We start from the raw sequence: 12,293 nt of genomic DNA, 5'->3' as shown, positions 1-12,293 counted from the left end.
TCAAAATTTTAGGTGGTTGAGATGGCAGAGCTGCTCAACGTGAAGCCCACTAGGATGGAGCTCCTTAACCTTAAGAGACGCATCACGTTGGCCAAGAAGGGCCACAAGCTCCTTAAGGACAAGCAGGACGCCCTCGTCATGGAGTTCTTCACAATCTACGACGAGGCTCTCCAGCTTAGGGGGGAACTCAACAAAAAGATGGAGGCCGCCTTTGACGTCCTCCTCAAGGCCCAGCTTAAGACGGGAACCCTTCCCCTCAGGGAAGCCTCCATCGGTGTCAACCCCAATAATGAGGTCGAGATAAAGCAGAGGAACGTTATGGGCGTTCCGGTTCCGCTCATCGAGGCTGAGTCCTTCAAGAGGAGTGCCGGGGAGAGGGGCTACGCTCTGGTGTCCACCGGGCCTGAGGTCGACCTCGTGGCCGAGAAGTTCGAGGAAGTCCTTGATCTGGCCGTCCGCCTGGCGGAGGTGGAGGAGACCCTCAAGAGGCTCGCCAAAGAGATAGAGGTCACGAAGAGGCGCGTTAACGCACTGGAATACATCATCATCCCGCGTATGGAGGCAACTGTGAAGTTCATCAAGCAGAGACTCGATGAGATGGAGCGCGAGAACTTCTTCAGGCTCAAGAGGGTCAAGGCCCTCATTGAAGCAAGGGCACAGGCCGAGGAGGCATGACTCCATAGCAACCCTTTTATCTCTCCGGTCTTATTTTTACTCGGTGATTTTATGACTGGGAAGCTGTTCTATCAGGATCCTTACTTACAAGAGGCAACCGCAAAAATAGTCAGAGTAGTATCCCCGGACAAAGGAAAGTTGGCCCTTCTCCTCGACCGGACGATATTTTATCCAGAAGGGGGTGGCCAGCCTTCGGACAGGGGAATCATTGAGGGTGATGGCTTCAGGTTTCTCGTCGAAAAGGTCAATGGAAAAGACGAAATCTGGCACGAGGGGAAACTTGAAGGAAGAACTCCAGAGGTTGGAGAAGAAGTCAGGCTAATCCTCGACTGGGAGTGGAGATATGAGAACATGCGTCAGCACACCGGCCAGCACATCCTCTCCGCGATAATTAAAGGCCTTTATGGGGCTGAGACAACTGGCTTTCAGATTTTTGAGGATTACAACAAGATTGAGATAGATTATCCCGGCGAGCTGAGCTGGGAGATGATAAACGAGATAGAGCGGAAAACCAACGAGGTCATCTGGGGAGACCTGCCCGTGGAGATTGAGGTATATCATGAACTTTCGGATGAGCTGAAGGAAATCCTTAGGAAGAACGTCTCTGAAAAGGTAAAGCCCCCCATTAGGATCGTACGGATTGGAACTGTCGATGTAACCCCTTGCGGCGGAACTCACGTGAAGAGCACTCGCGAGATCGGCTTCCTCAAGATACTCAGGTTCTATCGGAAGAGCAGGAAGCTCTGGAGGATAGAGTTCGTCGCTGGAAACCGGGCGTTGAAAGCACTTAACGACCTCCTCTCCGACTACTGGGCTTCACTCGATGAGATGCCGAACAAGAACCCTCCGCTCGTTGAAAGGGTTAAAAAACTGCAAGACGTCATCAACCGGCTAGAAATGGAGAAAGACGAACTCAGAGAGACCCTCTGGGAATGGAAAGGCAGGTACCTCTGGGAGAAGGCGGAAGTAATAAACGGGCTCAGGGTTGTTACCCACGTCGAAGACTCCCCAATGAAGGACGCCTCTGCCTTCGCCATATACCTCGCCGACAAAAACCCTGATACGGTCGTCCTCCTAGCAGGAGAGAACTACGCCGTCTTCGCGAGGAACGAGGGGGTTAGGATATCGATGCGGGAGCTCATGAGGGGGGTTCTCGAAAAAACGGGTGGAGGTGGGGGAGGAAGCGACAACCTCGCCAAGGGGGGAGGGTTTAAGAAAAAACCGGAAGAAGTTCTTAGGGTTGCCCTTGTCGAGCTGAAGAAGGCGTTATCTGCGGACTGATACGGACTCTCCCCTTTTCAATTCTCACCCCTTCGAGTTTGAGTTTTCTCAGTACGAACTCCCACTGTTCCCCTGGAACCTCCGGTCTTTGGACTTCCCTCTCGGCCTTCTCTCTTTCCATCAGTCCGTACCTCACCAGTGCCGCTATCCGCCTGTGCTCGAAGCTGTGCCCGTGGACTTCCCAGTACCTCTGCAGGGCCGGCCCGAGGATGAGGCAGTTCGTGGTGTAGCCCGGAAGCTCCGGGAACTCGAAGGGGAGTTTTTTCAGGATTTCAAACCGCTCCTTCTCGGGCATCAGCGAGAGGAGCCTTATCTGCGTTATTCCACCTTTCATGAGCCTGTACGGATGGTGGCCGAATGGAAGCTCGTGTCCCGTGATTATGTACCTATAGCCGTTTCTTAGTGCGTACTTCCTCAGCTTCTCTATGGTTCTTCTGGAGCATGCCCTGCATGGGCTTTGGGCCTTTAGGAGGGCTTCTCTGAAGATGTCGGAGTAATCGTAACGGAGAACTTTGAACGGTACTCCCAGGTATTCTGCTATCCTCTCCGCGTTCTCTATGGCCTCTTCTGCCATGAGACCGTGGTCTATCATAACGGCCTCCAGTTCCGGAACCTTGTAGACCTCTTTTGCCAAATAAAGTGCCACCACGCTGTCTTTTCCTCCGGAGTATGCTAGAACTGCCCTGTCTACGTTTTCCATGAGTTCATCGAGTTCCCTTCTTATTTTCCCCCTATCGAAGGGGTGCTTCAGGTAGAGCTGGCACTCCCTGCATACTGGTTTTCCGTCTATGATGTCTATCTTAGCCGTTCTCTCGTCGTGAATACACAGTGAACACTTGAGCATGGAGTCACTTGGGAAGGCGCTTTAAAACGTTGTCTTTGAGCTTTTCAGATGCCGATGAGGTTTTTACCGAGACTTTCCTCATCGTGAAGAACGCCAGCGTGGAGAGGCTGTCCTTCAGGAGTATTCCGCGGTTGTTCCTTGCGATAAACAGGCCGAAGAGGGTCCCAAAGATAAATCCGCCAAGCCAAAGGAGTAAAAGGAACCGGCCGGCCGTTCCGCCGCCCTTCAAAGTCACAGATAGTGCCTTGTAGGAGAAGGCCAGCGCGGCCAGAAACAGGCTCTCAAGGAGGAGCGACAGTTTCGTGACGGTGGAGATCATTTCCAAAACCCTTCCGCTTCCTAGTCTTTCAACGAGTTTGGCATCGTGACGGGAGTAGATAACGAGTTTCCCCACGTTGGCCCCGCCCCGAAAGGCAAAGAACCCGAAGAACGCCCCTAGGATGGTCTTGTCTTTTAGTTCCCAGAGGGCCCAAAGTCCGATGACCAGCCACACGATGGTGTAAATGATTTCCCAGCTTTTCTTCTCGTTTTCGGGGATGTCTGCGGGGATGACCCTTCCCAGTACTGTCGTCATGCCTTTTCTGAAGAACCTAACCATCATAAGTCCAGTCTGTATCGAGATGAACGCTAACAGGAGGATGATTCCGATTATTTTGCTTAACATGGCTTTCATCAGAAAATTCTCGGACAATGGACTTAATTAGTTTTCGACTTTGTGCTATTTTCTCAGGAACTCGTATTCAATTTCCTTCGTGAGCCAGACGAAACCCAGGGCGATGAGGCCTATGGCAGTCCCAACGGGAACGACCTGCCACCATGCCATGGTGAACTTTCCGTAGGTTCTGAGGGTCTGGCTCATCAGGGCCCCCCAGTTGAGTCCAGGAACCACATTGAAGAATCCCATGAGCGTCATGAACGCTATCATCCCTGGCACCGCGAGTGAGAACTGATAAGCAGTGTAGGGCAGGAGAACCCTGGAGACGTGCTTTCTCAGAATCCAGAGGGAGTTCCCGCCCAGGGCTCTGGCAGACTCCACGTACTCTTTCCTGAGCTCTTCTTCGACTATTGAGCGTATGTTCCGCGATGTGTTCCCCATGAGGAGAATCCCCAGGATGAGCGCCATGTTCAGTGAGCTTATCCTCATGGTGTAGTTGGGGGTTATCCTTGAGGCTATTATGACCAAAGCAACGGCCGCCGGGAGGGTTGGCGTGACGGTTACCAGTTTTGAGATGAAATCGGCCAGATTCCCCATCCAGCCAGACATGGCGCTGCCAGCCCCTAGAAAGAGGCCCAGCATGGTCAATATCGCCGCCCCAAGGATTGCAGTGGCTATGGTGTCCCTCGCTCCCCACGCAAAGCCCGCCCAAACGTCCCTTCCCAGGGTGTCCGTCCCGAGGTTCCCGTACGTTCTCCCGATTACCCTTATTCTCACTCCATCCCGTTTGGTTAGGGGTGGGTTTCCGCTCACTGTTATCCTGTAGGTTCCCTTAAGGAAATCAGGGTGGTCGTAGCAATCCCCGTTTGGCTTTGAGAATATTATGTTGTAGGCGTTTCTGAAGAGGATGTCCCCTTCACTGACGGTTATTCCGCACTTTTCCTTTGCTATCCTTGAGAAAGTTTGAGGGAGCCTTGAGGGCCTGGCGATTCCATAAACCGGGCCGTTCCATACCGTGTATCTCCTTCCATCCGGGCCGATGATGTCAACCCTCAAACTCGACGTCGAGTTACTTAGAATGAGTATCTCCTGCGGTGACGCTGAATAGTGGAAGTCGTAGGTAAAAACGTAGCTGCCGTTTTCAAAGTCCCCCTTGAGCCATTCCGTGGGTGGGAGGTTCATAATCCAGCCGTACCAGTCGGGGGGAACGCCCCTTGGGTTTATCGACCAGTAAGTCTCGTTGTCCCAGTTCTTTATCTTCTCCTGATTCACTGTGTACGGCCCCACTATTGAGAACACCACGAATGCTAGGACTATGAGGATCGCCGCGGTTCTCCCTTTACCCCTCCCCAACATCGTGTCTCACCCTCGGATCGAGCCTCAGGTACAGAACCTCCATCAGGGCCGAGTTGAGGAAGTAGAACAACCCCATAACCAAGGCAACGAAGAAAAGCCCCTTTCCATTGAAGAATATATACCTGTGCATGGCCCCAGTTGGGGTGAAGAAGTACACCGTTTTCACTGATCTGGCGAAGACATAGCCTATACCCGGCACGCTGAAGAGGTACTCCACGGCCATGGCGTTTATCATGAGGCCGAGGAAGTTGTAGCTTGTGAACGTCAGGAACGAGGGGAGGACGGTTCTAAGCAGCTTTTTCATTATCCTCCTTTCGGGAAGACCCTTCAGGATGTCGACCAGGACGTGCTCCGAGCCGCTCTCCCTGACTATCAGGTTCCTGACGTTGAACGCGTAGACGACGATGTTTGAGAGCGTTAATGTTGCAACCGGGAGAAGGAGGGCGTTCAGATACGTTGTTATGCCCAGCCTCTTCATGCCCTGAGCGTGTTTTATGTAGTCGATGTAGTTTATGGTCGAAAGGTCGAGCCTCCACCAGAGCAGCCACATCAGAAGGATTGCCCAGAACCATCCGGGGATTCCAGAGAAGACGGGGGCCAGCGCTGACAGTATCCTGTCGCTCCACCCCCTCTTGTATCCTGCATGGACACCCCAGTAAAGTCCCGCCAGGAAAATCAGAACCATGCTGAGTGAGAGGACAGTGAATGTAAGCAGAATGGCGTGCTGGGGGGTCGTGCCGTACATGTGCATGAACTTCTCCCTGGGGGATGGTATGTAAAATCTGTATACTCCGTTCTCGGTTTTCTTCTCTATCTGTTTTCCTTTTTCGTTTTTGAAGACGGCAATTGAGTAGTTGAGGTAGTCCTCTAATGAGTGTAGGCTCTCCTTTAGCCCCAGGAAACTCGTCCGGCTTGAAGTTTCATTTCCCCGCTGGACGTTGTATTGCCCGTATAAACCCTCGGCACCATAAATTCGATGCTCTGCCTGGGCTATCAGCACTCCGGTTATCACCAGGGCGATGGTTACAACCGCCAACTCTTTCAGTATTCTCGTGGCGGCCCCCACAGGGAACACCAGAATGTATACTATCTGACTGCTTTTAAGTATTTCTATTTCATGTTTTAATTAGTGATATTGTGGTTGATTTTATCGTCAGTTAATCGTGAGTTTTATTAGCGATGCTTTTTCTGGAGGGGAGATACGAACATCAGAGAAATCAAAGACCATGGAAGTCTACAACTAACAGGGTTATCACGATTGGCGGGGAGGAGAGAAAAAACTGAATCAAAACGAGGTTTTTAGAGGTCCGTGGCTTCCCTTTTAACGACAGGTGCGACTTCCCTTGCAACCCTCTTCGCGCTGAAGAGAGTTATCGGATCCATCGTCCTGTAAACAGCCAGCTGGCAGCCGCTTATTCTCACGTCTATGTACCTTTTGGCCTCCATAGCTGCTTTTAGGAACTCCCTGATGCTCTCGGCTCTCTCAAAGTCGAGACCGGCTTTCTTCAGCCGCTCAACGTTCAGTTCGTGGATAGTCAGAGGCTGGAGCATCATCTCGTCTATCCCAATGGAGGCGGCAAGTTCTGCTATTTTTGGTATGTCTTCGTCGTTTATACCTGGCATGAAGATAGTCCTTACAACTGAGCGGACTGACTTGTCTCTCCCAACTATCCTGAGAGCGTTGATGACGTTTTCAAATGTGTCCGCTTTGGTGATTTTGAGGTGCTTCTCCCTGCTCGCGGCGTCGAGGCTTATCATCACGAGGTCAAAGTCGAGCTTCTCCCAGAGCTCCTTGGTCAGGAGGGAGCCGTTGGTCTGGAGGTCTAACCTCGCATTCGGAAACCTCTCGCGGAGCATTCTGTTAACCTCGACTATGCGCGGGCTTATCAGCGGCTCCCCGTACTGGGAGACGGTTATCGCGTAGGGGTTTTCCCAGCCGTAGTAGCCGGGCTTTGGCGCCTTCCCAAGCTTCACCGCTACATTGGAGTAGCAGAAGATGCAGTCGTGGTTGCAGGCTGGAGTTAGCTCGTAGCTCGGGTGGTGAACCGGATTTGGATTGCTCGGATCAAGTCCCTGGCAGCCCTGACAGTGAGTTGGAAACTTCAGCTCCATAACAAACTCCTTAAGGACTCTCGCCTCTTTGTTTTCCAGTATCTGGGGCTCAACCCCCATGCTCCTCGCGAAGTCTTCCCATCTCATCTTTATACCCATTTTCTCACCGTCCTCTCCTCCGAAAACCCTTTTAAAAGGTTGGCTGGACTCATTTGCCCATTGACTTTTCTGAGAATAGTGACGAAAAATGTTAAAATGAACTGAAAGCTATAATGTCACAGGGGATTATTATGGGGAAAGTGATCACAGTCTCTGTGCCCGATTGGGTCGATGAGAAGAAATTCCGGGAGGCTTTCCTGTGGGCACTCTTGGAAAGCTCACCTGAGAAGGTAAGTGTAGATGAGCTGAGGGAGCTCATTGGAATCTCTGAAACAGAGGAGAGCGTTGAAATACCTGCGGAAATCGAGAAGATCCTATAGCGATAGCGGAGGTCTCAAATCTGAAGCTCATTCTCTTAGAAAAGTAATGCTAAAAGCAGATGAGGTGAATTGGATGTTCCTCTACACTAAGAACTTCGACGAGGGGAAGGAGAAGGCTATGGGGGGCCTGAGGAAGGCGCTCGAAGAGGACAAGGTCGATCACGACATAATCCCGCTCCTGGAGAAGATAAACGCCCTCCCAAACTACTTCACGACCTCCTCCTGCTCGGGGAGGATTTCAGTCATGGAGATGCCCTATTTTGGCGACAAGGTGAATTCCCTCTGGCTCGGCAAGTGGCACAGGGAGGTTGACGTTGAGGAAATCCTTGAGGCGGTTGGAAAGCACCGCTCAGGCCAGCTCTGGTTCCTTGTCAGGAGTCCTATCCTCCACGTTGCCGCGAGGACGCTTGAAGATGCTATAAAGTTGCTAAACCTCACGATAGGTCTTGGATTTAAGTACTCCAACATAAAGAGCGTGAGCCACAAGAAGCTTCTCGTGGAGATACGCTCGACCGAGAGGATGGACGTTCCGCTCGGCGAGAGCGGGGAACTCTGGGTTGATGAAGCATACATTGAGAGGATCGTAAACTTGGCGAACGCACAGGTCAGAAGGTTCAAGGGGAAGCTGAAGAGGCTGGAAGAAGAGATTGAAAAGCTATCTATGGTTTAGAAATTGTTTCAGTTCTTCAACCTCCATAAGTAGATAGAAGGCATTGATGCCAGCTCTCCTACTGTTTTGAACCATGATCCTATCGTTTGACATAAGAATGCTACCTGTAAGTATGGCGGTCGCTATATAGTAGGCATCAACAGCCTTGGGATGTATGTTCTCCGCAACATAAACTGCCAGATTAAACAGTTCACCCTCGCTCTTGACGTTAAACTCCTCTATGAGCGGGAGCAGTGTTTGGTGATCAAGTTCGATGCCGAGTCGTCTTGCTATAGATAGAACCTCCACTATGAAAATCCTTGGAACATAGACGGGTTTTCCTTCAATAATGTTGAAAAATTCAATCGCCAAATTTCGGCGTTCTGGATTTCTCTCGAGTAGTGCATCTATTAGGACGTTTGCATCGATCACTATCATCGCCTGTCCTCCTCAAGGAGCTTTGAGGGATTTTGGACTTTTGGAAGAGTTTTGCTGAGTTTTTCGAGCCTCTTAATGAAGTCTTTTGTGATAACTTTCTCTTTAACTATTATGATGACTTTCTCTTTGTCCTTGAGTTGGGGCTTTTTGAGGGGCTTGAAAACCCCGTTCTCGTAAACTACCTCTATCTCCTCCACCATCCCACCCTTCCGAAGTTAGTTTTGGAACTTAAAAAGGTCGTGGAATGCCAGGGCTAAAGAGCTCTAATCTTCAAACCCCCTGAACTTCCAGAGGAGGAGAGCTCCAAAGACCAACCAGAAAAGCGAGATCAGGAACGCCTCTCCCCCTCCCTCAGTCATCAGCCTGGCCGCGCTCACCGTTGGGAGAAAGCCCATCACTGCAGCGAGCTTTTCCGGAAGAATGCTCCCAGGATAGTAAACCGGCGGGAAGACGGTTAGGGCCGTGACGGTTAGGTTGGAGAGCCCCATAACGGTTAGCGGTTCCTTTATCTTGACGCCCATGAGAAAGCCTACTCCGGCGCTCTAGAGCCAGAGCGAAACTATTCCAAACAGCATCCCAGGCACCGCTTTCAACCCGAGGCGCCATGAGAGGAGGAAGAAAAGGAGGAGGACGTAAGGAAAGGCCGGAATGCTCATGCCAATGGATATCCCAAGGGCCTTCCTCCAGTTTCCTCCTGGAAGGGCCATTGCTATGTCGTAGAACTTCGAGCGGGTCTTCATGCCCACAAGCTCGATGGAGAGGTCGGCTATCCCGACGCCGGCTATGAAGCTCACGATAGCCCCAGCGAGCGCCCTGTCGAGGAACCTCCCGCCGCTCACAACGTAGACGATGAAGATGAAGGAAACTGGCTGAACCGCGAAGCTCACCAGCGCGAACTTCCCCTTCGTGAGGGCCCTAGCGTAGTACTCAATCAGCGCTATCACCGATACCACCCACCAGGAAGACGTCCTCTATCGTTACCCCCTCTCTCCTGAAGGGAATACCGAGCTCCTCAAGCCTCTCAATTATTTCCCTCTCCTCCACTTTGGAGCGCGCGTAGATGTAGACATTCCTCCCGGCCCTTCTCAGGGCAAAGTCCCCAAGGGAGACCTCCCCGAAGGCGACGACCTTTGAGGTAAACCCACTGAGATATTCCCTCGCTATCTCCTCCGGTTTGCCGTCGGCGACTATTTTTCCCGCTTTGAGGAGGAGCACTCTATCACAGACGCTCGATATCTCGTTTATGTAGTGGCTCGTGAGGATTATGGTAGCTTTCTCAGCCCTCTCGCGAAGGGTTTCCCACAGCCTGAGCCTGTTCTGGACGTCGAGGCCAACCGTAGGCTCGTCGAGGAAGTACAGGGGAACCTTGGCGGAGAGAACCATAGCCAGAAGGGCCCTCCTAACCATCCCTCCGGAAAGGGTAGAAAAGAGCTCATCCGCGTAGTTTATCCCGAAGGTTTCCGTTGCTTCATCGGCCTTCTCCCTTGCCTCTTCCTTTGAGAGACCGCGCATCCTGAGGTAGTGGTAGACGTAATCCCTCGGCGTGAGCGTGTAGAAGTGGGCCCTAACATCTTGGGGCAGGAGAGCGAAGAACTCCCTGGCTTTCCCAGGTTCTCTCCCAAAGAGCTCAACCTTCCCATAGTCCGGCTTCAAAAGCCCCGTGAGGATTCTAATCAGGGTTGTCTTTCCAGCGCCGTTTGGGCCGATTATTCCCACTATCCCCGGCCCTTCTATGGAAAAGGAAACGTCATCGAGGGCGCGCTTTGGGCCGAAGGATTTTGAGAGGTTCTCCGCTTTGATCGGGAGCATACATGAGGTTTAGAGAATCAGGATAAAAAAGTTTTTGGAAAAGTGTGAAACTCAGTTGTGACTACATTCCCCAAAAGTCACGTTGGCTTCTGCCTCAAGCCGGCCCCTCCATACCGGCTTACTTGTCTCGGCCTTTACGTCTCTTGTGTCGTAGAGAACGAGGAGCGTGTACGTTCCGTTCTCCGTCGTCCAGAACTGGGTGTTCAGGGTGAATGTTTTCTCTAGGGAATCCCCTGCCTTTAGAACTGCCACATCTTGATCCTTCAGGGGGAGATAGGTCGGCGCTGGCCCCCGGTACTCCAGCTCACTTCCGTTTTCGTCGTAGAGCTTGAAATGGAGCGTAATCATGCTTATGGGCTTGAGGAGGAGGACGGTGTTGTTTCCGACGTTGGTCATTACAACGGTGACTTTGAACCACCCGAAAGCGCAGTCCGGGGCTTTGAGATCCAGTGAGAGGTTCCCGAAGGGTGAAGCGTCTTCCGGGAAAGTGATTCCTCCGCTTGAAGAGGTTGTCATGCTGCCGGTGCTTGTAGTACTCGACGTTGAGGGGGTAGTCTCTTTTTCTTCAATGCAACCCGAGGAAAGAACGACGAAAATGATGATAAAAGCCGCAAGGGTCTTCTTCAAAAAGATCCCTCCTACTCCAAATCTTCTGTTTTCAGGATTCGTGGGGTGTCTTTAGTTTCAGCAAAACTTTCCATCAATAAGTATAACTGAAGTTTTTGAATGTCTTATCCTTGGATGAATACCCAACCACGACCGGCTTTCCGTCGAGTTTCGTCTTCGTGGACCTCAGGTAGTACCACTCATTGGGCACCCATACTGTGACGAACACGGCTCTGTCGCTTATGGTAAGCGCGACCATGCTTTCGGGGATGCCTTTGACGCTCCCTCTGAATGAATGGATGGGTCTGTCCGTGGCTCCCGGGGCCAGGGTTCTGGTGTCTGGGCTTAAGACCAGGTCGAACTTTCTTCCCCTTATGTCAAGGGTTACAGATCCAGTCTTAGCTCTTGCGAGAAGATCATCTAAATCGACGACGTAGAGAGAATACCCCTTAAGTCCCTTTGTAGTTGCTTGAAAGCTCAGGTCAGATGCCAACCCGGGTATCTCTGAGGGGTTCACTGTAAGCGGATATATGCCGTTGTGCTGTTGAGGATTATCGGAGTTAATACCGAGAACTGCGGGGGCTATTAAAAGGGCTGTAAAGACCAAAACTATGGCCATCTTTTTTCGCATCTGTACATACCTCCTTGAGGAATAGCCACATGATTATTGTCATTATGATATATTAACTTGTCGATTCCTCATTGCTGAACTTAATCGTTACTTTATGTTATACCAAATGAGGGCATTGGTAGAAATCTAACGGAAATTGACTATCTAAACCTAAACTTGAGGCAAACTGTAGAAGAAAAGATTAAAAGGCTAAAAGATTAGGAAATGGCTTCAATCAAGGTCGCTTCCGAAGTCCTCACTGCCGCCCTTGCCGCCTTCCTTGTCCTTCTCGAGCTTGCTCGCTGCTATGACGTCGTCGATGCGGAGTATCATTATAGCCGCCTCGCTGGCGCTCTTGACGGCCTGCTTGGTGACCCTGACCGGGGCGATGACGCCGCGCTCCATCATGTCTGCCGGCTCGCCCTCGAAAACGTCGACACCGACAGTCGGTCCCTTCTCCTTGTGAGCGGCGATGACCTTCACGAGGGTCTCGATCGGGTCGAGGCCGGCGTTCTCTGCCAGTGTCCTCGGGATTATCTTGAGGGCTTCAGCGAAGTTCTCTATTGCCAGGGCCTCCTTGCCGCCGACCTCCTTGGCGTACTCATCTAGCTTGATGGCCAGCTCAATCTCCGGAGCACCACCTGCAGCGACAATCTTGCCGTCCTCGACGATGTCCTTGACGACCTTGACGGCATCCTCAAGGGCCCTCTCGACCTCGTCAACGACATGCTCGGTGCCGCCCCTGATGAGTATGGTCACGGCCTTCGGGTTCTTGCAGCCCTCAACGAAAATCATGTTCTCGCCGGCGACCTTCCTCTCCTCGACGAGCTCGGCCTCAC

17 protein-coding genes are annotated in these 12,293 nt (G+C 51.8%); 4 read left to right on the top strand and 13 right to left on the bottom strand.

Going from position 1 to position 12,293, the window contains the following annotated elements:
* The first annotated feature begins 21 nt into the window (after positions 1–21).
* Positions 22–675, top strand: coding sequence for a V-type ATP synthase subunit D (locus E3E29_RS05175; RefSeq protein ID WP_167909955.1), 654 nt, complete (start codon positions 22–24; stop codon positions 673–675).
* A gap of 51 nt (positions 676–726) precedes the next feature.
* Positions 727–1,956, top strand: coding sequence for an alanine--tRNA ligase-related protein (locus E3E29_RS05170; protein WP_167909954.1), 1,230 nt, complete (start codon positions 727–729; stop codon positions 1,954–1,956).
* On the opposite strand, the gene E3E29_RS05165 is transcribed toward E3E29_RS05170, so the two are convergent.
* The 5 genes from E3E29_RS05165 to E3E29_RS05145 form a co-directional block, all read right to left on the bottom strand.
* Complete coding sequence (locus tag E3E29_RS05165) at positions 1,910–2,800, bottom strand: 7-cyano-7-deazaguanine synthase (RefSeq protein WP_167909953.1); 891 nt, start codon at positions 2,798–2,800, stop codon at positions 1,910–1,912. The genes E3E29_RS05170 and E3E29_RS05165 overlap by 47 nt on opposite strands.
* Positions 2,801–2,804: 4 nt before the next feature.
* Positions 2,805–3,473: a hypothetical protein gene (locus tag E3E29_RS05160; RefSeq protein WP_167909952.1), complete on the bottom strand. Its 669-nt coding sequence runs from the start codon at positions 3,471–3,473 to the stop codon at positions 2,805–2,807.
* Between the two features lie 45 nt (positions 3,474–3,518).
* Positions 3,519–4,811: an ABC transporter permease gene (locus E3E29_RS05155; protein WP_167909951.1), complete on the bottom strand. Its 1,293-nt coding sequence runs from the start codon at positions 4,809–4,811 to the stop codon at positions 3,519–3,521.
* Positions 4,795–5,886: an ABC transporter permease gene (locus E3E29_RS05150; RefSeq protein WP_342764678.1), complete on the bottom strand. Its 1,092-nt coding sequence runs from the start codon at positions 5,884–5,886 to the stop codon at positions 4,795–4,797. The genes E3E29_RS05155 and E3E29_RS05150 overlap by 17 nt, the downstream gene beginning before the upstream one ends.
* Before the next feature lie 224 nt (positions 5,887–6,110).
* Positions 6,111–7,022: a radical SAM protein gene (locus E3E29_RS05145; protein ID WP_167909950.1), complete on the bottom strand. Its 912-nt coding sequence runs from the start codon at positions 7,020–7,022 to the stop codon at positions 6,111–6,113.
* Between the two features lie 131 nt (positions 7,023–7,153).
* Between E3E29_RS05145 and E3E29_RS05140 the strand changes: the two genes are divergently transcribed.
* Together E3E29_RS05140 and E3E29_RS05135 are read left to right on the top strand one after the other, a co-directional pair.
* A complete protein-coding gene (locus E3E29_RS05140) occupies positions 7,154–7,342 on the top strand; it encodes a hypothetical protein (RefSeq protein ID WP_167909949.1) in 189 nt (62 codons plus the stop codon).
* A gap of 73 nt (positions 7,343–7,415) precedes the next feature.
* Entirely contained in the window at positions 7,416–8,012 is a 597-nt protein-coding gene (locus E3E29_RS05135; RefSeq protein WP_167909948.1) for a hypothetical protein, read from the top strand.
* Here the strand turns inward: E3E29_RS05135 and E3E29_RS05130 are convergent.
* The 8 genes from E3E29_RS05130 to E3E29_RS05100 all read right to left on the bottom strand — a co-directional run.
* Complete coding sequence (locus E3E29_RS05130) at positions 7,998–8,429, bottom strand: type II toxin-antitoxin system VapC family toxin (protein ID WP_167909947.1); 432 nt, start codon at positions 8,427–8,429, stop codon at positions 7,998–8,000. The genes E3E29_RS05135 and E3E29_RS05130 overlap by 15 nt on opposite strands.
* Positions 8,426–8,629, bottom strand: coding sequence for an antitoxin family protein (locus tag E3E29_RS05125; RefSeq protein WP_206205813.1), 204 nt, complete (start codon positions 8,627–8,629; stop codon positions 8,426–8,428). The genes E3E29_RS05130 and E3E29_RS05125 overlap by 4 nt, the downstream gene beginning before the upstream one ends.
* A 63-nt stretch (positions 8,630–8,692) precedes the next feature.
* On the bottom strand, positions 8,693–8,950 hold the full coding sequence (locus tag E3E29_RS11785) for a hypothetical protein (RefSeq protein ID WP_240922785.1): 258 nt from the start codon (positions 8,948–8,950) through the stop codon (positions 8,693–8,695).
* Positions 8,951–8,971: 21 nt separating this feature from the next.
* A complete protein-coding gene (locus tag E3E29_RS11780) occupies positions 8,972–9,373 on the bottom strand; it encodes a hypothetical protein (RefSeq protein ID WP_240922784.1) in 402 nt (133 codons plus the stop codon).
* Positions 9,357–10,238, bottom strand: coding sequence for an ABC transporter ATP-binding protein (locus tag E3E29_RS05115; RefSeq protein ID WP_167909946.1), 882 nt, complete (start codon positions 10,236–10,238; stop codon positions 9,357–9,359). The genes E3E29_RS11780 and E3E29_RS05115 overlap by 17 nt, the downstream gene beginning before the upstream one ends.
* A gap of 51 nt (positions 10,239–10,289) precedes the next feature.
* A complete protein-coding gene (locus E3E29_RS05110) occupies positions 10,290–10,865 on the bottom strand; it encodes a hypothetical protein (protein WP_167909945.1) in 576 nt (191 codons plus the stop codon).
* A 73-nt stretch (positions 10,866–10,938) separates the two neighbouring features.
* Positions 10,939–11,475 (bottom strand): hypothetical protein, encoded by a 537-nt coding sequence (locus tag E3E29_RS05105; protein WP_167909944.1) that lies wholly within the window; start codon positions 11,473–11,475, stop codon positions 10,939–10,941.
* Positions 11,476–11,685: 210 nt separating this feature from the next.
* Positions 11,686–12,293, bottom strand: a 608-nt coding sequence (locus E3E29_RS05100; RefSeq protein WP_277346692.1) for a TCP-1/cpn60 chaperonin family protein, incomplete at its 5' end; no start/stop codon positions are given.

This window comes from Thermococcus sp. Bubb.Bath, from assembly GCF_012027595.1.
In the GTDB taxonomy this organism is placed as follows: Archaea; Methanobacteriota_B; Thermococci; order Thermococcales; family Thermococcaceae; genus Thermococcus.
The sequence above is the reverse complement of the archived record's forward strand: the minus strand, read 5'-3'. Positions and strand labels throughout refer to the sequence as shown.